This is a genomic window from Bacillus infantis (assembly GCF_050107595.1).
GTDB lineage: Bacteria > Bacillota > Bacilli > Bacillales > Cytobacillaceae > Bacillus_AB > Bacillus_AB infantis_C.
Genome location: NZ_JBNILH010000002.1, coordinates 565,869 through 591,646 on the forward strand (window position 1 = coordinate 565,869; position 25,778 = coordinate 591,646).

At 47.1% G+C, this 25,778-nt stretch carries 22 protein-coding genes; all 22 read left to right on the forward strand.

Features of this window, described 5'->3' with window-relative positions:
* The first annotated feature begins 15 nt into the window (after nt 1-15).
* The 22 genes from ACQCVH_RS06070 (at nt 16) to ACQCVH_RS06175 (ending at nt 25,759) form a co-directional block, all read left to right on the forward strand.
* Nucleotides 16-1,254, forward strand: a complete 1,239-nt coding sequence (locus tag ACQCVH_RS06070) for a M16 family metallopeptidase (RefSeq protein WP_426834869.1) — start codon at nt 16-18, stop codon at nt 1,252-1,254.
* A gap of 818 nt (nt 1,255-2,072) precedes the next feature.
* Nucleotides 2,073-2,318: a YlmC/YmxH family sporulation protein gene (locus tag ACQCVH_RS06075; RefSeq protein ID WP_022543725.1), complete on the forward strand. Its 246-nt coding sequence runs from the start codon at nt 2,073-2,075 to the stop codon at nt 2,316-2,318.
* A gap of 286 nt (nt 2,319-2,604) precedes the next feature.
* Entirely contained in the window at nt 2,605-3,513 is a 909-nt protein-coding gene (gene dpaA / locus ACQCVH_RS06080; RefSeq protein ID WP_426834870.1) for a dipicolinic acid synthetase subunit A, read from the forward strand.
* Nucleotides 3,503-4,102 (forward strand): dipicolinate synthase subunit B, encoded by a 600-nt coding sequence (locus ACQCVH_RS06085; RefSeq protein WP_426834871.1) that lies wholly within the window; start codon nt 3,503-3,505, stop codon nt 4,100-4,102. Before dpaA ends, ACQCVH_RS06085 begins: the two co-directional genes overlap by 11 nt.
* Nucleotides 4,103-4,360: 258 nt before the next feature.
* The gene (gene asd / locus ACQCVH_RS06090) at nt 4,361-5,410 is read left to right on the forward strand and encodes an aspartate-semialdehyde dehydrogenase (RefSeq protein ID WP_426834872.1); all 1,050 of its coding nucleotides are present in this window, start codon (nt 4,361-4,363) and stop codon (nt 5,408-5,410) included.
* 29 nt (nt 5,411-5,439) lie between these two features.
* On the forward strand, nt 5,440-6,684 hold the full coding sequence (gene dapG, locus ACQCVH_RS06095; protein ID WP_426834873.1) for an aspartate kinase: 1,245 nt from the start codon (nt 5,440-5,442) through the stop codon (nt 6,682-6,684).
* A 17-nt stretch (nt 6,685-6,701) separates the two neighbouring features.
* Complete coding sequence (gene dapA / locus ACQCVH_RS06100) at nt 6,702-7,571, forward strand: 4-hydroxy-tetrahydrodipicolinate synthase (RefSeq protein ID WP_426834874.1); 870 nt, start codon at nt 6,702-6,704, stop codon at nt 7,569-7,571.
* Nucleotides 7,572-8,070: 499 nt separating this feature from the next.
* On the forward strand, nt 8,071-9,744 hold the full coding sequence (locus tag ACQCVH_RS06105) for a ribonuclease J (protein WP_426834875.1): 1,674 nt from the start codon (nt 8,071-8,073) through the stop codon (nt 9,742-9,744).
* Nucleotides 9,745-9,922: 178 nt separating this feature from the next.
* Nucleotides 9,923-10,675: a ClpP family protease gene (locus tag ACQCVH_RS06110; protein WP_426834876.1), complete on the forward strand. Its 753-nt coding sequence runs from the start codon at nt 9,923-9,925 to the stop codon at nt 10,673-10,675.
* Nucleotides 10,672-10,890: a YlzJ-like family protein gene (locus tag ACQCVH_RS06115; RefSeq protein ID WP_426834877.1), complete on the forward strand. Its 219-nt coding sequence runs from the start codon at nt 10,672-10,674 to the stop codon at nt 10,888-10,890. Before ACQCVH_RS06110 ends, ACQCVH_RS06115 begins: the two co-directional genes overlap by 4 nt.
* A gap of 270 nt (nt 10,891-11,160) precedes the next feature.
* Nucleotides 11,161-13,509, forward strand: a complete 2,349-nt coding sequence (locus tag ACQCVH_RS06120; protein ID WP_426834878.1) for a DNA translocase FtsK — start codon at nt 11,161-11,163, stop codon at nt 13,507-13,509.
* A 405-nt stretch (nt 13,510-13,914) separates the two neighbouring features.
* Entirely contained in the window at nt 13,915-14,640 is a 726-nt protein-coding gene (locus ACQCVH_RS06125) for a GntR family transcriptional regulator (RefSeq protein ID WP_426834879.1), read from the forward strand.
* Between the two features lie 89 nt (nt 14,641-14,729).
* Nucleotides 14,730-15,827 (forward strand): BMP family lipoprotein, encoded by a 1,098-nt coding sequence (locus tag ACQCVH_RS06130; RefSeq protein ID WP_426834880.1) that lies wholly within the window; start codon nt 14,730-14,732, stop codon nt 15,825-15,827.
* 271 nt (nt 15,828-16,098) lie between these two features.
* Nucleotides 16,099-17,634 carry an ABC transporter ATP-binding protein gene (locus ACQCVH_RS06135; RefSeq protein WP_426834881.1) on the forward strand — a complete coding sequence of 512 codons (1,536 nt, stop codon included), beginning with the start codon at nt 16,099-16,101 and terminating at the stop codon, nt 17,632-17,634.
* On the forward strand, nt 17,627-18,673 hold the full coding sequence (locus tag ACQCVH_RS06140) for an ABC transporter permease (RefSeq protein ID WP_426834882.1): 1,047 nt from the start codon (nt 17,627-17,629) through the stop codon (nt 18,671-18,673). Before ACQCVH_RS06135 ends, ACQCVH_RS06140 begins: the two co-directional genes overlap by 8 nt.
* Nucleotides 18,674-19,633 (forward strand): ABC transporter permease, encoded by a 960-nt coding sequence (locus tag ACQCVH_RS06145; RefSeq protein ID WP_426834883.1) that lies wholly within the window; start codon nt 18,674-18,676, stop codon nt 19,631-19,633.
* 354 nt (nt 19,634-19,987) lie between these two features.
* Nucleotides 19,988-20,857: a GGDEF domain-containing protein gene (locus tag ACQCVH_RS06150; RefSeq protein ID WP_426834884.1), complete on the forward strand. Its 870-nt coding sequence runs from the start codon at nt 19,988-19,990 to the stop codon at nt 20,855-20,857.
* Between the two features lie 213 nt (nt 20,858-21,070).
* Complete coding sequence (yfmF, locus tag ACQCVH_RS06155) at nt 21,071-22,351, forward strand: EF-P 5-aminopentanol modification-associated protein YfmF (RefSeq protein WP_426834885.1); 1,281 nt, start codon at nt 21,071-21,073, stop codon at nt 22,349-22,351.
* Nucleotides 22,352-23,638, forward strand: a complete 1,287-nt coding sequence (yfmH, locus tag ACQCVH_RS06160) for an EF-P 5-aminopentanol modification-associated protein YfmH (RefSeq protein WP_426834886.1) — start codon at nt 22,352-22,354, stop codon at nt 23,636-23,638.
* 68 nt (nt 23,639-23,706) lie between these two features.
* A complete protein-coding gene (ymfI, locus tag ACQCVH_RS06165) occupies nt 23,707-24,429 on the forward strand; it encodes an elongation factor P 5-aminopentanone reductase (RefSeq protein WP_426834887.1) in 723 nt (240 codons plus the stop codon).
* A 76-nt stretch (nt 24,430-24,505) separates the two neighbouring features.
* Complete coding sequence (locus tag ACQCVH_RS06170) at nt 24,506-24,769, forward strand: DUF3243 domain-containing protein (RefSeq protein ID WP_009791674.1); 264 nt, start codon at nt 24,506-24,508, stop codon at nt 24,767-24,769.
* 195 nt (nt 24,770-24,964) lie between these two features.
* On the forward strand, nt 24,965-25,759 hold the full coding sequence (locus ACQCVH_RS06175) for a YmfK family protein (RefSeq protein WP_426834888.1): 795 nt from the start codon (nt 24,965-24,967) through the stop codon (nt 25,757-25,759).
* Nucleotides 25,760-25,778: the final 19 nt, after the last annotated feature.

Consider the following 25,778-nt stretch of genomic DNA (forward strand, 5'->3'; position numbering starts at 1 on the left):
ACAGGAGGAGTTGCTTTGATAAAGAAATATACATGCCAAAATGGTGTAAGAGTAGTTCTGGAAAATATACCGACGGTCCGTTCAGTGGCAATCGGTGTCTGGATCGGGACCGGTTCAAGGAATGAGCATCCCGGCAATAACGGAGTTTCTCATTTTCTGGAGCATATGTTCTTTAAAGGGACAAAAACAAGGACAGCCAGGGAGATAGCAGAATCCTTTGACAGCATTGGCGGTCAGGTCAATGCTTTTACATCAAAGGAATATACATGCTATTATGCGAAGGTCCTTGATACACATTCAAAATTTGCACTGGATGTACTGGCAGATATGTTCTTTAATTCCACCTTTGTGGATGAAGAATTAAATAAAGAGAAAAATGTTGTGCTCGAGGAAATCAAGATGTATGAAGATACGCCAGATGATATCGTCCATGATCTTCTTGGCAAGGCTATATATGAGAGCCATCCGCTTGGCTATCCGATCCTCGGGACTGAGGAAACACTGGAGACCTTTAAAGGGGACACATTAAGGGAATATATGCATGAAACTTATACTCCAGAAAATGTTGTCATCTCCATTGCTGGCAATATCTCCGATTCTTTCATCCAGGAAGTGGAGAAGCTGTTCGGCTCCTATGAAGCCGGAAAGCAGGAAAGAAATCAGGAAAAGCCTGTTTTTCATTCAAACCGGGTCTCACGGAAAAAAGAGACCGAACAGGCTCATCTATGTTTAGGCTATGAAGGCCTTCCGGTCGGGCATAAAGATATGTACAGCCTGATCCTTCTGAACAATATCCTCGGGGGAAGCATGAGCAGCCGCCTGTTCCAGGATGTAAGGGAACAAAGAGGGCTGGCGTATTCAGTCTTTTCTTATCACTCATCATTCCAGGATACCGGGATGGTCACGATATACGGCGGCACCGGGGCTAAGCAGCTGGATGTGCTGTTTGAAACAATCCAGGAAACGCTTGCTACATTAAAAAGGGACGGCATCACTGAGAAAGAGCTGAAGAACAGCAAGGAACAGATGAAGGGAAGCCTGATGCTGAGCCTTGAAAGCACAAACAGCCGCATGAGCCGCAATGGCAAGAACGAACTGCTGCTCGGAAGGCACCGTTCACTCGATGAGATAGTCGAACAAATTGATGCAGTCTCAGAAGCAGGAGTCAACGAAATGGCAAACTCCATCTTCTCAGACCAATTCTCTGTTTCATTGATCAGCCCTGACGGCGTACTGCCAAAGAATCTGGCTTAAATAGAGAAGTGACTTGAACCCGGCGTGAGTGCCGGGTTTTTGTTATATTTTGGCCAAAGCTCAGATGGAACTTTGGGGAAACTGGATAGAGGAGGCATCAACTGCGGCAAGCTGAGGTCCTATGAGTGATTGGTGGAATAGAGGGTGCCAGTTTGCTGGATAGAGGGTGTTAGTGGGACCGACTAAGGCCCTCTGAGAGCCAGAATGCCTGGATAGAGGGTGCTAGTGCGGCTGACTAAGGCCTTCTGAGAGCCAGAATGCCTGATAGAGGGTGTTAGTGCGGTTGACTAAGGCCTTCTGAGAGCCAGAATGCCTGATAGAGGGTGTTAGTGCGGTTGACTAAGGCCTTCTGAGAGCCAGAATGCCTGATAGAGGGTGCTAGTGCGGTTGACTAAGGCCCTCTGTGAGTCAGTTTGCTGGATAGAGGGTATTAGTGGGACCGACGAAGGCTCTCTGAATGTCATTTTGCGGGATAGAGGGTGCTAGTGCGGCTGACTAAGGCCCTCTGAGAGCCAGAATCCTGGATAGAGGGTGTTAGTCCGGACCGACTAAGGCCTTCTGAAAGTCATTTTGCGGGATAGAGGGTGTTAGTCCGGCCGACTAAAGCCTTCTGAGAGTCAATTTACAGAATAGAGGGTGTTAGTCCAGCCGACTAAGGCCCTCTAAAAGTCATTTTTCAGAATAGAGGGTGCCAGTGCCTCCAGCAAAAACCCTCAACCTTGCCCCCTAGGTTTTTATCAATCGAAAAGATGGAATGCTTCTAAAATCAATTTCCTGCCGTAAATATATATTGAGGACAAAGACTGGGGGGGATTTGCGTGAGACTCAGTGAGCTGAGCGGGAAGGAAATTGTTGATGCGAAAAAAGCTGAGCGCCTCGGAGTGCTGGGCCAGACTGACCTTGAAATAAATGAAAAGGACGGACAAATCAAGGCCCTCCTCATTCCGTCGCTGAAATGGTTCGGCCTGAAGCGTCAGGGAGGGGAAATTACAGTGCCCTGGCAGCATATCAAGAAAATCGGCAATGATATGATTATCATTGATATGCCTGATGATGACAGCTGAATCAAGGCGTGGCGGCCGTTAGTGAAGCGTGCGGCTGCTGGCAAAAGGGGTGCGGAATGATCTTTCATTCTGCACCCCTTTTGTTTTGCCATTATGGTCTTTTGATAGTGTTCTCTCAGACAAGCGTCCTCCGCATTGGTTTAGGTTTATTTTCCGCATTATCTGTCCGCCCATATTTCTGCCTTAAAAAACTCACCTTATCTGAGCTGCTGTCATAGGATGTTGGAGTAGTTATTTATGAGACTTTAGATTCCTGTAAGATTCTTTAGAAGAAGGTGAATATTTCATGCTGACAGGGATGCAAATAGCAGTAATGGGCGGGGATGCCAGGCAGCTGGAGATAATCAGCAAGCTGACGGAACTGGATGCGAAAACCCTGCTCATTGGCTTTGAGCAGCTGGATCATGCTTTTACCGGAGCATCGAAGGAGAAAGTGGATGAAGTCGATTTTTCAGCTCTGGATAGCATAATCCTGCCTGTGCCAGGCACCAACCTGGAAGGGCAGGTTGAGACTATATTTTCAAATGAGAAGGTTTTCTTAACAGAAGATATGATCGCCCAAACACAGCCGCACTGTACCATATATTCCGGCATTACAAATTCCTATCTGGATTCTATCACCAGTCAGAATGACAGAAGGCTGGTGCAGCTGTTTGAAAGGGATGACATTGCCATCTATAATTCGATTCCGACTGTTGAAGGGACAATCATGATGGCCATTCAGCATACTGATTTCACCATTCACGGATCCAACGTGGTGGTCCTTGGCATGGGCAGAGTCGGTATGAGCGTGGCAAGAACCTTTCACTCTTTAGGGGCAAAGGTAAAGGTTGGCGCAAGAAGGAGCGAGCATATTGCGAGAATTACTGAAATGGGGCTGACTCCGTTCCATTTGGATGATATTCAGTCATTTGTCAAAGACACGGACATTTGCATTAACACCATACCGCATCTGATTGTCAGTGCTTCGGTCATCAGCAAGATGCCTGTCCATACCCTGATCATTGACCTGGCATCAAAACCTGGAGGGACAGATTTCCGCTATGCTGAAAAGAGGGGCATAAAGGCATTGCTGGCCCCGGGCCTTCCGGGAATCGTTGCCCCGAAAACAGCAGGGCAGATTCTCGCCAATGTGCTGGCCCAGCTGCTTGCCGATGACTTTCAAAATAAAAGGGGGCAATACCATGACGCTTAAAGGTAAAAAGATCGGGTTTGGCCTTACTGGTTCACATTGTACTTATGATGCCGTTTTCCCTGAGATAGAAAAGCTTGTCAATGCAGGAGCAGAGGTGCTCCCAGTTGTAACAAGCACTGTTCAGAATACTGAAACGAGATTTGGAGCGGGGGAGGATTGGATTGAGAGAATCGAGAACCTGACTGGCAATAAGGTGATCGATTCGATTGTAAAGGCAGAGCCCCTTGGACCAAAGATACCGCTGGACTGCATGGTCATTGCGCCATTGACAGGAAACTCCATGAGCAAATTTGCCAATGCGATGACAGATTCCCCGGTTCTGATGGCGGCTAAGGCAACGCTCAGGAATCAAAGCCCTGTTGTAGTCGGCATCTCCACAAATGATGCCCTGGGGCTGAACGGAATGAATCTGATGAGGCTGATGGCAGTGAAGAATATTTACTTCATCCCATTCGGACAGGATGATCCGGTTAAAAAGCCCAATTCAATGGTTGCCAGGATGACCATGCTTTCAGAAACGATTGAAGCGGCCATCGCGGGAAAACAGCTCCAGCCGGTCATTGTTGAACGCTATAAAGACGGTAACTGATCTCCATGCCTTCCATCATAAAAAAGTTTATTTCTTTAACAGGTGAATATGTTAAAATGAAAATATTAAATATGAGATTGTCCACCTATTCAATCATTGGACCATCATCTCATATACTGGAAGCATAGTGAATGCTATACTACAATAAGAATGGCGGTGGCGAAGAAAACAACAGCTGCCGTCCTCTTATATTGCCTGCAAAAGATAAGCAGCTTAAAATCGATTAATCATTTTGTATGCTGGAAGGGGAAGTTTTGGATGGAGAACAAAAAAGGGTTTCACGTTGCAGTCGTCGGGGCTACCGGAGCTGTTGGACAGCAGATGCTGCAGACTTTAGAAAGCAGAGATTTCCCTGTATCGAAATTAACTTTACTATCTTCTGCCCGCTCAGCCGGCACAAAGGTAAGTTATAAAGGAAATGAATATATTGTGGAAGAAGCCAGGCCGGAGAGCTTTGCCGGTGTGGATATCGCTTTATTCTCAGCAGGCGGCGGCGTTTCAAAAGAACTGGCTCCGCATGCTGTTGAGCATGGCGCCATTGTGGTTGATAATACAAGCGCCTTCCGTATGGCAGAAAATGTGCCCCTCGTTGTCCCTGAGGTGAATGAAGAAGACCTCAGGAAGCATAATGGGATTATCGCCAATCCTAACTGCTCTACCATCCAGATGGTTGCAGCCCTTGAACCGCTGCGGAAGAAGCATGGCTTAAGCAAGGTCATCGTTTCTACGTATCAGGCTGTTTCCGGTTCTGGCGCTGCGGCAGTTGATGAGCTGTACAGCCAGACTAAGGCGATCATTAATAATGAGGAGCATGAACCGAAGATCCTTCCGGTCAAAGGCGACAAAAAGCATTATCAGATTGCCTTTAATGCTATCCCTCAAATTGATATGTTTCAGGAAAACGGATTTACATTTGAAGAAATGAAAATGATCAACGAAACAAAGAAAATCATGCATATGCCTGATCTTCAGGTGGCAGCTACCTGTGTCCGCCTTCCTGTAGCTACCGGCCACTCGGAGTCAGTATACTTTGAGCTGGAAGCCGGAGGAGTGAATGCACAGGAAATCAAAGACATTCTTAAGGATGCCCCTGGTGTTGTGCTTCAGGATGACCCGGAAAATCAAATCTACCCGATGCCTGCAGATTGTGTAGGCAAAAATGATATCTTTGTCGGCCGGATCCGCAAAGACCTTGACAATGACAAAGGCTTCCACATGTGGGTAGTCTCTGATAATCTCTTAAAAGGCGCAGCGTGGAATTCAGTCCAGATCGCCGAAAGCTTAATCAAGCTGGAATTGGTAAAATAAGTGGAAACGGATATTTTTGAGGTGTTACGATGAAGATAATCGTCCAGAAGTTCGGAGGCACATCCGTACGGGATGACAGCAGCCGGGCGCACGCAAAAAGGCATATTAAAAAAGCTTTGTCAGAAGGCTATAAAGTAGTGGCAGTCGTTTCTGCGATGGGGCGCCAGGGCGATCCCTATGCAACAGATACCCTCTTATCGCTGATCGGCGGAACCGGCAGCAAAATCAGCAAGCGGGAAAATGACCTTCTTTTATCATGCGGTGAAACCATTTCAAGCATTGTGTTCACCAACATGCTGAGGGAGGAAGGCATCGAGGCCGCAGCACTGACCGGTGCACAGGCCGGATTCAGGACCAACAGCGATTTCACGAACGCGAAGATCATTGAAATGAAATGCGACAGATTGCTAAGGGAGCTTGAGGAATCCGATGTAGTCGTCGTGGCAGGCTTCCAGGGAGCAGCAAAGAATGGCGATATCACAACCATCGGCAGAGGCGGGAGCGACACTTCAGCCGCTGCGCTCGGGGCTGCGCTTCAGGCAGAGTGGATTGATATCTTTACAGATGTAGAAGGCATCATGACGGCCGATCCGCGCATCGCCGAGAATGCAAGGGCGCTTTCAGTCGTCACCTATACAGAGGTCTGCAATCTTGCCTATCAGGGAGCGAAGGTCATCCATCCCCGGGCAGTGGAGATCGCTATGCAGGCCAAGGTGCCGATCAGGATCAGGTCCACTTATTCCGACGGACTTGGAACATTGGTCACAGCCATCAATAAAAACAGCCGGGGCAGCGACATTAAAGAGCGGCCTGTAACAGGCATCGCGCATTTATCCAATGTTACTCAGATCAAGGTCTTTGCCAAAAAGGACCAGTACAACCTGCAGGCAGAGGTCTTCAAGGCGATGGCCAATGAACAGATCAGCGTTGATTTTATCAATATTTCGCCGAATGGCGTTGTATATACCGTTTCGGAGGATATGGCTGACAAAGCGGTCAAAACGCTTGAGCAGCTGGGCCATGATCCTGTTCTGGAGCGACACTGCGCCAAGGTTTCCGTTGTAGGAGCCGGGATGGCAGGAGTGCCGGGTGTCACTTCAAAGATTGTCACAGCACTTTCAGAGGAGAGCATCAGGATCCTCCAGTCAGCGGACAGCCATACAACCATCTGGGTGCTGGTCAAGCAGAAGGATCTTGTCAAGGCAGTCAATGCCCTTCATGATGCCTTCCAGCTTGAGCAGGAGTCATTGGAATTCGAACAGACAGATATATAGGCAGGGAGTTGTAAAGAATGGTTCTATTTGGAAGAGTTTCTACAGCAATGGTGACGCCTTTTGATAAAAAAGGCCATATAGATTTTACAAAAACAACGCAGCTTATCAACCATTTAATCGAGAACGGAACAGATTCACTCGTGGTTGCCGGCACAACAGGGGAATCGCCGACACTGACAAAAGAAGAAAAGCTGGCGCTGTTCAAGCACGTCGTCAAGGTTGTCGACAAAAGGATCCCCATCATTGCAGGAACAGGCAGCAATGATACGTATGCTTCTGTTGAAATGACAAAGAAGGCGGAGCAGATCGGCGTGGATGCTGTTATGGTCGTAGCTCCCTATTATAATAAACCAAATCAGGAAGGTTTGTACCAGCACTTCAAAACGGTTGCTGAAAGCACATCCCTGCCTGTCATGGTTTACAATATCCCGGGAAGATCTGTAGTCAATATCACTCCGGAAACAGTGATCAGGCTGTCGAAGATTCCTAATATCAAGGCTGTCAAAGAAGCAAGCGGCGACTTGAACAGCATGACAGCGATCATAGCGGGCACTGATGAAGACTTCCTTCTGTATTCAGGAGACGATGGACTGACGCTTCCGGCAATGGCGATTGGCGCAGCGGGAGTGGTTTCTGTAGCTTCGCACGTGATTGGAATCGAAATGCAAAGCATGATTGCTTCTTTCCTTGATGGCAATGTTGGAGAAGCTGCTGTTAAGCATCAGAAGCTCCTTCCGCTTATGGAAGGCCTTTTTGCCGCACCAAGCCCGGTGCCAGTCAAGACTGCCCTTCAGCTGAAGGGCATTGACACCGGTTCAGTAAGGCTGCCGCTGGTTCCTCTTACAGAACAGGAAAGAGCTGCACTGCTCAGCTTGTTCCAAAACTAATTAAAACGATCCTTATCAGGCCGGAGAGCACCTGCTCCCGGTCTTTTCCTATAGGGCTGACTGATTCCTGCAGATACGAAAAAATTAAATTGGTTGTCATAAAATTCATAAATCAAGTATAATGGGTGTAACTGAACTCGTCCGATTATGCAATACATTTTTTGAATATTCTTTCATAGATAAAAGCGGCCTTGAATAGGGGCTGCTTTACAATAAAGCAGGCCAGCTGGAAGGCCAGAAATCAGTGTGGGCTGCTCCGGATTCAGGAAGGAAGAGTGATGGCTATCCTAGGAAATAGGTTTGCCTGTCAGATCCGTTCCTAAGCCGGTCCCGGCTTTAGGCCGCCATCATGCTTTTTTGCTGAACCATGCAGTCAGTATACATAAAAGTTTTAAGGACGTTTTCTGTTTATAAGCGTGTTAAGCTATACAGCTATATATATTAAAAAGGCTTGCCCCAGTCCGGGGTACAGCCGAAACAGCATTGGAGGAGCTTTTAGGTGAATAATAGAAAAAATGAAAGCATCAGGCTGATCGCCCTCGGCGGCGTCGGGGAGATCGGCAAAAATATGTACCTTGCAGAAGTGGATGAAGATTTGTATGTCATCGACGCAGGGCTAATGTTTCCGGAGAACGAAATGCTTGGGATTGATATCGTGATTCCGGATGTCTCCTATCTGGTCCAGAATAAAGACAGAATCCGGGGCATTTTCCTGACACATGGACATGAGGACCATATCGGGGCACTTTCTTATGTGCTTAAAAAGGTATCTGTCCCTGTCTATGGCACAAAGCTGACCCTTGCTTTGGCCAAGGCGAAGATGAAGGAGCAGGACTACAGGGGCAAAGCAGAACTGATTGAAATCAATTCCGATTCAGTGCTTGAATTTGAACATTCGAGTGTTTCTTTTTTCCGGACCAATCACAGCATTCCTGATTCAGTCGGTATATGCATCCATACTTCAGAAGGAAGCATCGTCTACACCGGCGATTTTAAGTTTGACCAGGCTGCTCCTCAACTGTACAAAGCGGAGATTGGAAAAATGGCCGGAATCGGCGACAATGGGGTATTATGCCTTCTGTCAGACAGTACAGACGCAGAACGGCCGGGATACTCAACATCCGAGGCAGTCGTGCAAAAGGCGATGGCACATGCATTTTATAGCGCAAAAGGAAGGGTCATCGCAGCCTGCTTTGCTTCTGATCTTATTCAGATCCAGCATATATTCGATGCGGCAGAGGAAAGCGGCAGGAAAGTTGCCGTGGCAGGGAAGAGCATCCAAAAGGTATATGACCTGGCAGTCCAGCTCGGTTATTTGGCTGTCAAAGATGACATCCTCATACCTTTATCAGAGCTTGGCAGCTTCCGGGACCATGAAGTGGTCATCCTGACGGCCGGCTCCCAGGGCGAGCCGATCGAGGCGCTGCAGAAAATGGCGAAAACGACCCACAGGCAGGTGACGATCCAGGAGGGAGACACCGTCTACCTCGCTGCTGCCCCGATCAGGGGAGGCGAAGTGTTCATTTATAAGACGATGGATATGCTTTACAGAGCCGGAGCGACCGTAATCACCGGTAAGAACAGTGCCACTGCATCAAGCCATGGAAGCCAGGAAGAATTGAAATTCATGATCAATCTGATGAAGCCGAAATATTTCATCCCGGTTCATGGAGAATATAAAACATTGAAGACACATGGAAAGCTCGCCGCAGAATGCGGAATCAGCCAAGACTCGATCCTGATTCCTGAAAAAGGGGATGTCTTCGAGATCAAAGAAGGCAGAATCAAGCAAAGCGGCCGCGTGCCGGCTGGAAATGTACTCATTGACGGAATCGGCGTCGGTGATGTCGGAAATATCGTCCTGAGGGACAGAAGGCTGCTTTCACAGGACGGAATCTTGATCGTTGTCGTTACGCTGAACCGCCATGATAAGCAGATAGCTGCTGGTCCTGAAATCATTTCCCGCGGTTTTGTGTATGTGCGTGAATCTGAAAAGCTGCTGGTTCAGGCAGCAGATATGGTCAAGGAGATCGTACACCGCGGCTCCCAGAAAGAAAGTTTTGACTGGGCTGCTGTCAAACAGGATATGCGCGACGAGCTCAATCAGTTCTTCTACGAAAAAACAAAGCGGCGTCCGATGATCCTGCCGATCATCATGGAAGTGAAGCAATAGATTATATTTTATAATAAGAGGGCATGAAGCAGCTGCTTCATGCCCTCTTATTGAAGTTTTAAAAGTTCTGCTCGTCCTCTGCTGAAAGAATTGCCGTCCCGCTTTTTTGGCTGTCCCGGAATGAAAAAGGCATTGGCGTCCATACTAACGATATTAAGCCTTGAAAGGAGAATACAGGATGGATGAGAATTTTTTTCAAAATGCCAATGAAGGCGGAGGAAGCCCGGAACAGCCCAAGGAAGACAAACCATCAGCCCTGATGGAAAAAATACAGCAGCTTGGCCAGACGAATGTGCCCCAGCTCCCGCAGGATACAACCATCCATTGTTTGACAATTGTCGGACAAATTGAAGGGCATCTTCAGCTGCCGCCGCAAAATAAAACGACGAAATATGAGCATCTGATCCCACAGATCGTGGCAATAGAGCAAAACCCTAAAATTGAAGGGCTGCTTGTTATCCTGAATACAGTGGGGGGAGACGTGGAGGCAGGACTGGCTATTTCTGAAATGCTTGCGTCCCTTTCTAAGCCGACCGTATCAATCGTTCTTGGAGGCGGCCATAGCATCGGTGTCCCGATTGCTGTTTCCTGTGATTATAGCTTTATTGCGGAAACGGCAACGATGACGATTCATCCTATCCGCCTGACAGGATTGGTGATCGGGGTGCCGCAGACTTTTGAATATCTGGACAAGATGCAGGACAGGGTCATCAATTTTGTGACGGGGCATTCAAAGGTATCAGAGCAGAATTTCAAGGACCTGATGTTTGCAAAAGGAAATCTGACCAGGGATATTGGAACGAATGTAGTCGGAGCAGATGCGGTCTCCTACGGCTTGATTGATGCAGTCGGCGGCGTCGGGCCTGCCCTTATGAAGCTGAATGAGCTGATTGATCTGAATAAAGGCAAGGAAGAGGGGCTGGTGCAATGATTTTATACACATCGATGCCCCAGGAATTGATCTTCCAGCCGGAAGAAAGTGCATTTAGCAGACAGAAGTTCCTTTCCTTTGAAGGAATACCTGTGCTTGCCGAAGCTGTCGGTGATATGCCTCAGCAATATACAGTGATCAGAGTCATGAGCACAGATCCGAATCATTTTCTGGATGAAAGATGCATGCCCGGCTCTAAAATTACAATAGTATAACCCAAAATTCGGGCTTTATGCTATAATATTGTTATACTACTAAGAGCAGCCAGATGGCTGCTTTCCTTGTAATGGCAATGGCTGGCAAGGAAGCAGCGCGGCCGGATTGCCGGGATGGGGAAAGGGTAATTCCGGTTTATGCTCCGCCTTTATAGGGCTCGGCAGTCTGCCGGGTTTTATTTGTTTTTTCAGTTGTCAGACGAACGTCTGCCGCATGTCAGCTATGGCAATAATGAATCAGGATAGAAATCTGCAGTACAGGGTGATGAAATGGCAAAAAGAAAAAGAAGGCAATCGAAGAGCAAAGAAAAACTGAAAAAAACCGTTCAATATGAACTGACTGGTTTGATACTGATTGTCCTGTCAGTGATTTCAATAGCAAAACTCGGGGCGGTCGGGACATCGATCGTCATGTTCTTCCGTTTTTTTATGGGAGAATGGTACATATTGGGGCTTCTGGGGATGGCTGTCTATGGAGGATATTTGATGTGGAAAAGGGAGCGGCCTTATCTTTTTCCTACAAAGCTGATGGGGCTGTACCTGATTATTGCTTCTATGCTGCTCCTTAGCCATGTGACACTTTTCCAGCTGCTTTCAAACGGCGGCAAGTTTGAGGATCCAAGCGTCATCGGCAACACATGGGAGCTGTTCTGGATGGAGGCAGGCGGCGAAACGAGCACGACCGATCTGGGCGGAGGGATGATCGGCTCGGTGCTGTTTGCGATGTCTTACTTCTTGTTCGATGAAGCCGGCACAAAGCTGATTGCTGCTTTATTGATTATAATCGGGCTCGTTCTGCTGACCGGAAAGACCTTTGGGGAAGCGGCAGGCAAGCTGTTTATCTCCATTTGGGGCTTCATCAAAAAGCAATGGGCAGCTTTCCTGGAAGATATGAAGGAATCGAAGCGGAAGTTCCGTGAAAGAAGCGATGAGCGGAGACAGAGGCAGGGAGAGCTCCGCCAGGCAGCCGAAGAGCGGGAGCCTGAACCGGCCATCAATATTACCCAGCCTCCGCAGCCGGCTGAAGAAGAGCCTTCACCTGAGCCGATCATTTCAAGCTTCGCTGAGCGGGCTTACCAGCAGCAGCCAGAACCTGTACAGGAAGCGGCAAAGCGGAAGTCCAAGCCGGGCGGTGAAGAGGCAGCAGAGGATGAGTCTGCTCCGGCCATCACTTTTACCGAAGTGGAAAATGTAGACTATGAGCTTCCTCCGCTTAGCCTTCTCACTATGCCGAGGCAGGCGGACCAGAGCGGTGAGTATGAACAGATACATGCCAATGCAGCCAAGCTTGAGCGTACCTTCCAGAGCTTTGGGGTTAAGGCCCGGGTCACACAAGTCCACTTAGGGCCTGCTGTAACCAAATATGAGGTTCACCCTGATGTGGGCGTGAAGGTTAGCAAAATCGTAAGTTTAAGTGATGACCTGGCGCTTGCGCTAGCAGCAAAGGGAATCAGGATCGAGGCCCCGATCCCGGGCAAATCGGCGGTCGGGATTGAAGTGCCGAACACAGAGGTAGCAATGGTCTCCCTGCGTGAGGTGCTCGAATCCAAGCAGAATGACAGGCCGGACAGCAAGCTGATGATCGGCCTTGGCCGCGATATCACCGGGGAAGCCGTCCTGGCTGAGCTGAATAAGATGCCCCATCTGCTTGTTGCCGGGGCTACGGGCAGCGGGAAAAGTGTCTGCATCAATGGCATTATCACAAGCATCCTGATGCGCGCCAAGCCGCATGAAGTGAAATTGATGATGATCGATCCGAAAATGGTCGAACTGAATGTGTATAACGGTGCACCACATTTGCTGGCACCTGTTGTCACCGATCCAAAGAAGGCTTCACAGGCGCTGAAAAAAGTGGTCAGTGAGATGGAACGGCGCTACGAATTATTTTCCCATACAGGGACCCGCAACATTGAAGGCTATAATGAGCATGTCAAACGGCATAATGCAGAAGAAGAGGCACAGCAGCCCCTCCTGCCTTATATCGTCGTCATTGTGGACGAGCTGGCTGACCTGATGATGGTCGCATCCTCGGACGTTGAGGATGCCATTACAAGGCTCGCACAGATGGCGAGGGCCGCTGGAATTCATTTGATTATCGCGACCCAGCGTCCATCTGTAGATGTCATAACAGGGGTCATCAAGGCGAATATTCCTTCAAGGATCGCTTTTGCAGTATCCTCCATGACTGATTCCAGGACCATCCTGGACATGGGAGGAGCAGAAAAGCTCCTTGGACGGGGGGATATGCTGTTCCTTCCTGTCGGCGCTTCTAAGCCGGTCAGGGTCCAGGGCGCATTTCTTTCCGATGAAGAAGTTGAAGAGGTAGTCGATTTCGTCATTTCCCAGCAGAAGGCGCAATATCAGGAAGAGATGATTCCTGATGATGTGCCTGAAACGTCGGCAGAGGTTGATGACGATCTTTATGAAGAAGCGGTGGAGCTTATAGTGGAGATGCAGACTGCATCTGTCAGCATGCTTCAGAGGCGCTTCAGGATCGGCTACACCCGCGCGGCGAGGCTCATTGATGAGATGGAGCTGAGGGGGATAGTAGGACCATACGAAGGCAGCAAGCCGAGGGCGGTCCTGGTTGCCAAAGCATCAGAGGAAGCAAGTTCTTAAGCAGATGAAAACCGGTCCAGGGAGGCCGGTTTTTTTGAGTTCAAAAAAAGATAGCAGTACAGCAGTGAATAAGGTTATACTATTAAAAGCGCTTTCATAAAATTGAAGGTCCGGCACGATTTTTATAGTCAGCGAGTCTTGCACAATGGAAAAACTTTCAATTTAGTTAGGGAATAAATAACAGGAAAGCGCTTAAAAAAGAATGATTTTTCCTGGTATTCCCGTTTCTGAATCGGGCGATTTTTATGTGTTTTCTGATAAATGCTTTAAAACCACCTTTTTTCGACAAATTCTCGAAATTCTATTTATTTATTAAATAAAAAGTGTTATAGTATTTTCGATTAGTAGGAATCATTAAACATCAGAGGTCTGATGTCTTGAGAAAAAAGGTTGGAGGAACCCTGCATGTCAATTAAGTCAGATAACCGGCATCTATACCTGCAAGTCATCGATCGATTAAAGCAGGACATTGAAGAGGGACTCTATAAAGAAAGAGAAAAGCTTCCTTCTGAATTTGACCTTGCAAAGCAGCTTGGAGTAAGCAGAGCTACACTGCGTGAAGCGCTCCGTATTCTTGAAGAAGAAAACGTGATTATCCGCAGGCATGGTGTAGGAACCTTTGTGAATGCAAAGCCTCTCTTCACTTCAGGGATCGAGCAGCTTAACAGCGTGACGAACATGATTCTGCAGGCAGGGATGAAACCAGGAACAGTTTTCTTAAGCTCAGTCACTCAGGGGCCAACCGAAGAGGATGTGCGCCGTTTCTCATGTTCGGCGGAGGAAGGGATTGTGGTTATCGAAAGGGTCAGGACAGCGAATGGGGAGCCTGTGGTCTACTGTGTGGACAAGCTGCCGGAAAAGATACTCCCGGAAAGCTTCACGCACGACCAGGAATCGATTTTTAATGTGCTCGAAGATGAAGCCAATAAAAAAATCACCTATGCCGTTGCCCAGATTGAACCAATCGGCTATCATGAGAAGATTTCCCCAATCCTTGAATGTGAACCGGAAACTGCACTGCTTGTGTTAAAGCAGATGCATTACGACGAAATGGATGAACCGGTCCTCTATTCGGTGAATTATTTTAAGGCCGACAAGTTCAGCTTCCATGTCCTGCGCAGGAGAATATAATTTTTTTGCGGATATGAAAGCGAAAACAAATCTGTTTTTCAGAATATTCCTGCTAAAATTTTCAACAAATTCCTTGGGGGGTACAAACCTTGAAAAAGCGTAAATTTGGTTTGGCGATGTCACTTGTTCTTGCAGCCGGCACAATTCTTGGTGCTTGCGGAAACAATGATGAAAAAGACGATGCAGCTGGTGAAGGCGGAAAAGAAAAAGAAAATGCATTCTCTGTTGCAATGGTAACTGATGTCGGCGGTGTTGATGATAAATCATTCAACCAATCTGCCTGGGAAGGTCTTAAGGCATTTGGTGAGGAAAACGGACTGGAAAAAGGCAAAGGCGGCTTTGACTATCTGCAGTCACAATCAGATGCTGACTACGCTACAAACCTGAACAACCTGGTTCGCCAGGACTTTGACCTTGTTTTCGGAATTGGTTTCATGATGCAGGGAGCAGTTGATGAAATCGCTCAGCAGCAGAAGGATGCACACTTCGCGATCGTTGATGCAGAAGTTCAGCAGCCTAATGTTGCAAGCATCCTATTCAAAGAGCAGGAAGCTTCTTTCCTTGCTGGAATCGCAGCAGGTTTAACAACTAAATCAAATAAAATCGGCTTCATCGGCGGTGTTGAAGGAGCTGTTATCGAACGCTTTGAATCCGGCTTCCTTGCAGGGGTACAGGCGATCAACCCTGAAGCACAAGTAGATGTACAGTACGCTGGCGCATTTGATAAAGCGGAACTTGGCCAAACGATTGCAGCTAAGATGTACTCTTCTGGAGCAGATGTTATTTTCCACGCTGCCGGAGGAACTGGAAACGGACTATTCAAAGAAGCCCGCGATCTTAAGCAGAAAGATCCTTCTAAAGAAATCTGGGCAATCGGCGTTGACTCTGACCAGTCAGCTGAAGGTGTTGTCGGCGACCATAACGTCATCATCACTTCTGCACTTAAGCGCGTTGACAATGCAGTGAAAGACCTTTCAACAAAAGCTATGGAAGGCAACTTCCCTGGCGGTGAAATCACTACTTACGGTTTGGCTGAAGACGGTGTAGGCCTTGCAGAAATCAATGACGAAGTTTCTGTGAAAGCCGACATTGAAGCTGCTGTAACTGAGTGGCAGGATAAAATCAAGAGCGGCGACGTTGTTGTACCTGGTACAAGAGCTGAGCTGGAAAACTTCAAGGCTGAATAATACAAAAGGGAATAAGGGGGTTGCAAGGCCCACTTATTCCTTTTTAATGCAAATCTGCAGGCTGGAACATTAATTGAAGAGCAGAATGTTTCTGCCTTTCACTTAGTGTTTTAGATTATCTTCTCTGAAATATAGATGTTTAAGAAACCTTGAAAACCGGATTGCAAAACTGCAGGCCGGAGGAATCGGCACTTGCCGGATTTTTTTACAGCTTCTAAGGTATGACCTCTTACTACTATATTTTCTATCAATTTGTGCGAGGAGTGGAAGAATGGAATACGTTATTGAAATGCTCAATATCCGCAAAGAATTTCCGGGCATCGTCGCAAACGACAATATTACTCTTCAATTGAAGAAGGGTGAAATCCACGCTCTCTTAGGTGAGAACGGGGCAGGAAAATCAACGCTGATGAACGTGCTGTTTGGCCTCTATCAGCCTGAAAAAGGTGAAATCCGTGTCAACGGTAAGCCGGTCAGCATCACGAATCCGAACATAGCCAATGACCTTGGCATCGGCATGGTCCACCAGCACTTCATGCTGGTCGACACGTTTACAGTCACTGAAAATATCATTCTTGGAAAAGAAACAACAACCGCCGGGAGGATTGATATTAAAAAAGCTGAACAGGAAGTAAGGGAAATCTCTGAGCGCTACGGCTTATCCGTAGATCCCCAGGCAAAGATATCCGATATTTCTGTAGGAATGCAGCAGCGTGTTGAAATCCTGAAGACGTTATACAGGGGAGCTGAAATCCTGATCTTTGATGAGCCGACCGCTGTTCTGACTCCACAGGAAATCGGCGAGCTGATCCAGATTTTCCGGACACTGATCAAGGAAGGCAAATCCATCATCCTGATCACGCATAAGCTGAAAGAAATCATGGAGGTCTGCGACAGGGTTACGGTCATCCGCAAGGGCGTTGGCATCGGCACAGTTAATGTAAGCGAGACAGATCCCAATGCGCTGGCAAGCCTGATGGTCGGACGTGAAGTCACTTTCAAGACCGAAAAGAAGGCTGCGGATCCAAAAGAGGTTGCATTTGAGATCAATGGGCTTACTGTTAAGGATTCGAGGGGCGTTCCTGTTGTAAATAATCTCAATTTAAAGATAAAAGCAGGCGAGATTGTCGGAATTGCCGGTGTTGACGGCAATGGACAATCAGAGCTGATCGAAGCGATTACCGGTCTTAGAAAAGCAGAGAGCGGGACAATCAGCCTGAATGGCAAAGATATCAGAAATCTTTCTCCGAGGAAGATCACTGAAAGCGGAATTGGCCATATCCCTCAGGACAGGCATAAGCACGGTCTGGTGCTCGATTTCCCGATCGGCGATAATATCGTGCTGCAGACTTACTACAAAAAGCCTTTCTCCAAATACGGGGTATTGAATTTTAAAGAAATTTACGATAAGGCCCGCAAGCTGATAAAAGAGTATGATGTCAGAACGCCGACTGAATATACAGAGGCAAGGGCATTGTCAGGTGGAAACCAGCAAAAAGCGATCATCGGCCGTGAAATTGACCGCGACCCTGATTTGCTTATCGCTGCGCAGCCGACAAGGGGCCTTGATGTAGGGGCCATTGAATTCATCCATAAGCGCCTGATCGAGCAGCGTGATAACGGAAAAGCCGTTCTGCTTCTTTCTTTCGAGCTGGATGAGATCATGAATGTCAGCGACCGGATTGCCGTTATTTATGAAGGTGAGATTGTAGCGGTCGTAGATCCGGCTGAAACGACCGAGCAGGAACTTGGGCTGCTGATGGCAGGCTCGAAAAGAAAGGAAGCGGGTGAAAAGTCTAATGTCTAGTCGTTTGAAAAATATAATGATTCCTTTAATAGCGGTTCTGCTTGGAGTTATTGTCGGCACCATCATCATGATTGCGACAGGCTATGATGCGGTTGCCGGTTATACGGCATTGTGGAACGGAGCATTTGGCGAAGTCTATTACACTGGTGAGGTTGTCCGCCAGGTAACACCATATATACTGGCAGGTTTGGCAGTCGCGTTCGCATTCAGGACCGGGCTGTTCAATATCGGGGTTGAAGGGCAGCTGATTGTCGGCTGGCTTGCAGCCGTCTGGGTCGGTGTGGCTTTCGATCTTCCGAAATTCATTCACCTTCCGCTGGCTGTACTGGCTGCAGCTGCTGCGGGTGCGCTTTGGGCCTTCATCCCAGGGCTGTTAAAGGCTAAATTCAAGGTGCACGAAGTAATCGTGACCATTATGATGAACTATATTGCCTTGCATGTAACGAACTATATTGTCCGTTCTGTATTGACTGATAATGCGGATAGAACGGAAAATATCGCAGATACAGCTTCCTTGAGATCTCCGTTCTTTGAAAGCATCACTGATTACTCGAGACTTCACTGGGGGATTTTGATTGCACTTGTTTGTGTGTTCATCATGTGGTTCCTGCTTGAGAAGACTTCCAAAGGTTATGAACTGAAGGCGGTAGGTTTCAACCAGCATGCTTCCCAGTATGCCGGAATGAGTGTAAGCTCTAATATTATTTTATCAATGGTCATTTCAGGTGCTTTTGCCGGGCTTGCCGGTGCAATGGAAGGTCTTGGGACCTTCGGCTATGCTGCAATCAAAGGCGGATTCACCGGTGTCGGCTTTGACGGAATCGCGGTTGCACTCCTTGGGGCAAACGGACCGATCGGAATCGTATTTGCGGCTATCCTGTTCGGCGGCCTTAAAGTAGGAGCACTGAATATGCCTCTTGAGGCTGGAGTGCCGAATGAACTGGTAGATATCATCATCGCGCTGATTGTATTCTTCGTAGCAGCCAGCTACATGATTCGCATTGTTATTGATAAGTTTGGCAAGAAGGGGGTGAAATAAGTGGGCTTTATGGATATTTTGCTGATCATTGTTCCTTCCACGCTTTTATGGGCGGCACCGCTTATTTTCACTGCATTGGGCGGAAATTTCTCTGAGCGTTCCGGTGTTGTCAACATCGGACTCGAAGGGTTAATGGTTATTGGAGCGTTCACTGCAATCGTATTTAACCTGACATTTGTTGATTCACTGGGAAAAGCAACTCCATGGCTCGCACTGGTCGCTGCACTGGTTGTCGGCGGACTTTTCGCCCTCATCCATGCGGTAGCTTCCATCACATTCCGGGCTGACCAGACCGTTTCCGGGGTAGCCATCAACCTGCTGGCTATCGGACTGGCATTATTCCTTGTCAAGTTCATCTATGATAAAGGCCAGACAGATATTATCCAGATAGGCTTCAGCAAGGTCGATATACCTTTATTAAGTGATATACCATTTATAGGGGAAGTCCTTTTCTCCAATACCTATTACACATCCTTTGTTGCTATCATCATCGCTTTCATCGCATGGTATGTGATGTTCAAAACGCCATTCGGCCTCCGTCTGAGATCAGTCGGTGAACATCCGATGGCTGCTGATACGATGGGGATTAATGTGACAAGAATGCGTTATATCGGTGTAGTCATTTCAGGTGCACTTGCAGGTGTAGGCGGCGGTGTCTATGCCCAGTCGATTTCCTCTGACTTCGGGCACGCTACCATCAGCGGGCAGGGCTTTATGGCTTTGGCGGCGCTGATCTTTGGAAAATGGCATCCGCTAGGTGCAATGGGTGCTGCTTTGTTCTTTGGCTTTGCCCAAAGCTTGAGCATTGTGGGCTCCAGCCTGCCGCTGCTTGAGAACATTCCGAATGTTTATCTGCTGATTGCGCCTTATGTCCTGACAATCCTGGCATTGACCGGCTTCATCGGCCGCGCAGAAGCACCAAAGGCACTCGGTACTCCATATATAAAAGGAAAAAGATAATAATGCTAAACCCGGTCATGCAGGCCGGGTTTTCCTGTGGATACAATAGATTACCATTTCAGGAGAAAGTTAACTGAATAGATTGACTGTTGGAAAAAGCTGCCTTAAAATTAAATAGTTAATATTCTATCATTTCTGATCGGGGCCGTCATATGCCAAATTCCTTGTTTTTAAATGATTATCATACAGATAAAATCGTTTCCTATAGCAGATAGATGGCTTATCCTCCTTCTGATCCTCTTCATATGCCATTCACCAGCTGCTCCCATTCAGGCAGAGAAGACAGTACTTCCGGCTGTCCTTGCTGCATTTTCTTTTCTCTATATTGCAGCCGCCCATATATACACAAGCTGTATGAAAAAAGGAAAAGCAAGCAGGCGTATTGCGGCTGTGTGGACTGGCTGCGACCATATTGCTGCTGCTGTACTTTTTTGGATTTATGGTGCAGGGGCAGCCGTCTTTTATCCGCTGGCCATTCTTCTTACTATGAATACGGCCATCAGGATGCGCACCAGAGGTGCATTTTTTTCAGCTCTGTTCTTGTCGATTTCTATTCTTGCCGGATCAGGTTTGGGGCAGGATGCAGGACTCGTTCTTCTGCCTTTAGGTATTCTTTGGGTTGCCGGGATTCTGTCCGGGGGTGCTGCCGCCAGGGGAATGAGGCAAAAGGCACAGATTGAAAAACTTAAAAGAATGGTGTACACAGATTTCCTTACCGGGCTTGCCAATAGAAGAGCATTCCATGAGCACCTTAACCTTATAGAAAAAACAGCCGAGCCCGGCTTCATTCTTTTAGGCGATGTAGATAACTTCAAAAGTATCAACGACCATTACGGCCATCTTGAAGGCGATGAAGTGCTGAAAAAGCTGGGGAGCGTATTCATGAAAGCTGAAAAGCTGAGCGGCTGCAGAATATACCGCTATGGAGGAGAAGAATTTGCCTTCCTTCTGCCGGGGAACAGCGAAGAAAAAGTCATTGGCATGCTGACCGGTCTCCTGGACAGTGTGGTTCAGGAGGTAATGGCCGGAGGGAAACAATCAGTCACAATGAGCTTTGGCGTCAGCTTCTTAAGCAGCGGAAATACGAAGCTTGCACTCGAAGAAGCGGACACGCTGCTTTACCAGGCCAAAACAAGCGGGAAAAGCAGGGCTATTTTCAGCAGCGGACTTATCCTGAAGAATACGCTGCCATCAGCGAAAATCAAAAACGCAAACAGCGGATAAGCATCATTAAAGAAAGCAGTCTCATAAAAGAGACTGCTTTCTTTATCGCAAAATAACCCAATTGACATACTCTCCCTGCGCATCAATCATTTGCTATCTCAATTTAGGAAGCGTTATAGTTAGAATATGTTTTATTTTTATGGAGAAGATTAAAAAATAACCTGAGCAGCGCCTACATAAGATAAAAAAAGCAGGAAATTTAGGAGGATGTATATGGCCGTTATGGATGAAATCGTAAAAAAGATGGAAGGTTATGACCTCCATATAGTCAAGACCGGCAAATTTAAAAACAATACACTGATTTGGAAAATGAAAGCTCCTCTTCAAAAAGCAGATGCGACTGTACGAGCGCTTTTACCGTATGTCCTGCAGAGCAGTTCAAGCAGGTTTCCAGCCACAGGGCTTCTCCGTTCGCATCTTGACGATTTATACGGCGCCAGCCTGTATGTGGATTTGGCGAAAAAGGGCGAGTACCATGTTGTCACTTTTTCAATGGATATCGCCAATGAAAAATTTCTTTCGGATCCAGCACCTCTATTAAGGAAGGCTTTTGAATTCCTGGCTGAAATCCTGCTGAAGCCAAATGCGCAGGATGGGAAATTCAATGAGGAAACAGTCAGACAGGAAAAAAGGACACAAAAGCAGCGGATTCAATCTGTCTTTGATGATAAGATGAGATATTCCAATTTCAGGCTTGTTGAAGAAATGTGCAAAGGAGAGCCTTATGCCCTTCATGTAAACGGCGAAATGGATGAAGTCGACAGCATCACCCCTGAAAAGCTCTACCAGTATTATGAACGGGCATTTGCAGAAGATCAGCTCGATTTTTATGTGATCGGCGACGTCGATCCTGGCGAAGTAGAAGCGATGGCAGGGGAGTATCTGAAGTTCTTTCCGAGGGAGCCTAAGCAGCTTCCGCACGGATCCGCAGCAGAAGCAGGGGACGTAAACGAAGTCAAAGAAATCCAGGATGTAAAACAAGGGAAGCTCAACATAGGCTACCGGACCAACATCCGCTATGGAGATAAAGATTACTACGCCCTTCAGGTTTTCAACGGCATTTTCGGCGGCTTTTCACATTCGAAGCTGTTTATTAATGTCAGGGAAAAAGCAAGCCTTGCCTATTATGTTGCCAGCAGGCTTGAGAGCCATAAAGGATTGATGATGGTCATGTCCGGCATCGATAATAAAAACTATGACCAGGCAGTCGGCATCATCAGAGACCAGATGGAAGCCATGCGAAACGGCGACTTTACGGAAGAAGAAATGGCACAGACAAAGGCAGTGATCAAGAATCAGCTTCTTGAGACAATTGACACTGCCAGGGGGATGACAGAGATCCTTTATCATAATGTAGTCGCCGGCCAGGAAATTTCCCTTGACCTGTGGATGGAAGAGATGGACAAAGCCACGAAAGAAGATATTGTCGCCGCAGCAAAAAAAATCAGCATGGATACCGTATATTTCTTAACAGGAACGGAGGCGGGCGAATAAATGGAAACGATTGTTTTTGACCAATTGAAAGAAAAATTATATTACGAGAAAATGGCCAATGGCCTTGATGTCTATATACTGCCGAAGCAGGGATTCAACAAAACATATGCCACCTTCACAACCAAATACGGCTCTGTCGACAATCACTTTGTCCCGCTTGGGAAAGAGGAGTTTGTAAAGGTTCCTGATGGCATCGCCCACTTCCTTGAGCATAAATTGTTTGAAAAAGAAGACGGCGACGTTTTCCAGCAGTTCAGCAAACAGGGAGCTTCCGCCAATGCTTTTACATCCTTCACAAGGACAGCCTATCTGTTTTCCAGCACCTCTGAGGTTGAGCGGAACCTGGAGACACTGATTGATTTTGTCCAGGATCCATATTTTACGGAAAAGACCGTAGAAAAGGAGAAAGGCATCATCGGGCAGGAAATCACCATGTATGATGACAATCCGGACTGGCGCCTTTATTTCGGCCTCATCCAGAATATGTATCAGAATCATCCTGTGAAAATTGACATTGCAGGGACAGTGGAATCAATCTCCCACATTACTAAAGATCTATTGTATGAATGCTATAACACATTCTACCACCCGAGCAATATGCTGCTATTTGTTACCGGTCCAGTTGACCCTGAAGCGATCATGGGGCAGATCAGGAGCAACCAGGAGAAAAAGGAATACAAAGACCAGCCGGCAATCGAACGCAGGTTTGAGCAGGAAATGACTGGTGTTGCGGAGAAGAAGCAGGTTCTGAAGATGAATGTGCAGAGCTCGAAATGCCTATTGGGCGTCAAAGCGCTTAATGTGAAGCAGGAAGGCACTGAAATGCTGAAGAATGAACTGACGCTGAATGTTATGCTGGATATTCTGTTTGGCAAAAGCTCCAAAAATTATGAAACTCTCTACAGGGAAGGGCTTATTGATGAAACCTTCTCGTATGATTACACACAAGAGCAGGGATTCGGCTTTGCGATGCTTGGCGGTGATACAAGCGACCCGGATCAGCTTGCAGGCACATTGAGGAGCATGCTGCTTGAAGCAAAGACAGGTGATGTATTCAGCCAGGGAGCGCTGGACAGAACGAAAAAGAAAAAAATCGGGGCATTCCTCCGTTCCGTCAATTCACCCGAATATATCGCAAACCAGTTTACACGATATGCTTTTAATGGAATGGATCTGTTTGAAGTGGTGCCTGAAATAGAGAAGATCAGTTTAGAACAGCTAAAAGAGACAGCAAATGTTTTTCTGGCCGAGGACAGATTTACTGTCTGCCAGGTTGTGCCCAAATAAAAAGGAAAGCGCCGGTTTCCGGCGCTTTCTGTCATTGTGGAAAATAATGAGCGGGAGCGGAACAGAGAATGAAGAAATTTACATTGATAACCGGTGCAAGCGGAGGCATAGGAAGGGCGATTGCACTCAAGCTTGCTGGAGAGGGGCACTCGCTCTATCTGCATTATAACAGGAACAAAGAGGCCATTGAGGAGCTGCTGGGGGATCTCGCACAATACCAAGGTGAATATATCCCGGTCCAGTGTGATCTGGCAGATCCCCTCGGATATAAGAAAATCGCTGGAAGCATCTTCTCCCTCGATGCGATTATCCATAATTCCGGGGCAGGCTTTTATGGATTATTGGGTGATACGGATGACCAGATCCTCGAAAGGCTGATGCGGGTGCATGTGATGTCCCCTTATTCGCTTACCAGGGAGCTGCTGCCTAAATTGGTCCAAAAGCGGCAGGGGAACATAATCATGGTCTCTTCCATCTGGGGCCAGGCAGGCGCTGCCTGCGAAACAGCCTATTCGGCTGCAAAAGGTGCGCAGATTGCGTTTGTAAAATCTTTAAGCAAAGAGGTCGCCCTGAATGGCGTAAGAGTGAATGCGATTGCCCCTGGTGCTGTAAAAACACCGATGATGGAATCATTCAGTGAATCGGAAATAATGGAGATAGAGGAAGAAATACCGATGGGGAGGCTGGCAGCACCTGAAGAGATTGCGAATGCTGCAGCTTTCCTGCTTTCTGAAGGGTCTTCCTATATCACTGGCCAGGTGCTTGGCATAAATGGCGGCTGGTACATGTAAAATTACAGACAGATGCATATTTTGCTCCTCCTGAAAGCAAAATAACTTTGTACTATACTACAAGGAGGTACGAACAATGTCTGTATTGGATAACTGGAACCATTGGAAGGATTTCTTGGGAGACCGTCTTCACCATGCCCAGAATGAAGGCATGAACAAAGATGTAGTCAATGACCTTGCTTATCAGATCGGCGACTATCTTGCAAAACAGGTTGATCCGCAAAATGATCAGGAAAAAGTATTGGCTGATCTATGGTCAGTTGCAAGCCAGGAAGAGCAGCATGCCATTGCCAATATGATGGTCAAGCTTGTTCAGAACGACGGTTCACAGCAGCAATAGAACTTTCCATACAGGTTCATTCCAAAGAGAGGCCAACCCTCTCTTTTTTTTCTTTGCAGGCAATGAAAAAATATCGGGAAAGAATCGAAAGACATTGGTTTTTTCTTTCATCTTCAGGGAAAATCATTTATTATAGAAGCTAGACAAAAATATGCAGGGAAATGTCGGATTTGTCACGATCTGGGAGGTTTACCTATGGAAGAAAAAACTGAATGGTACCTTGAATACGAAATACAAAAAAACCGGCCTGGGCTGCTTGGTGACATTTCTTCGCTCCTGGGAATGCTTTCCATAAATATTGTCACCATTAATGGAGTGGATGAAGGGCGAAGGGGATTGCTGATCCTTGCAAAAGATCATGAACAAATCCAAAGACTAGAGTCTATTTTACATACAATGGACACAATAAAGGTAATAAAGCTCAGAGAACCAAAGCTGAGGGACAGGCTGGCGGTACGCCATGGCCGATACATACAGAGGGACGCAGACGATAAGAAAACTTTCCGTTTCGTCCGGGATGAGCTGGGGCTGCTCGTTGATTTCATGGCAGAGCTGTTCAAGCAGGAAGGACATAAGCTGATTGGCATAAGGGGCATGCCCCGCGTCGGCAAAACAGAATCGATCGTGGCATCTAGCGTCTGCGCCAACAAAAGATGGCTCTTTATGTCGTCAACATTGCTTAAGCAGACCATCCGGAATCAGCTGATCCAGGATGAATACAATGAAAATAATCTGTTTATCATTGATGGAATTGTTTCAACCAGAAGGGCAAATGAAAGGCACTGGCAGCTGGTGAGGGAAATCATGCGCCTCCCGGCAGTCAAGGTCGTTGAGCATCCGGATATTTTTGTGCAGAATACAGAATATTCGATGGAGGATTTTGATTATATTATTGAACTGCGCCATGATCACAATGAAGAGATTAAATATGATGTGGTTGAAAATAATGATATGTTCTCCGGGACCGATTTTGGGGGATTTGATTTTTAGTAAGGTGGAAGGTGTTTGT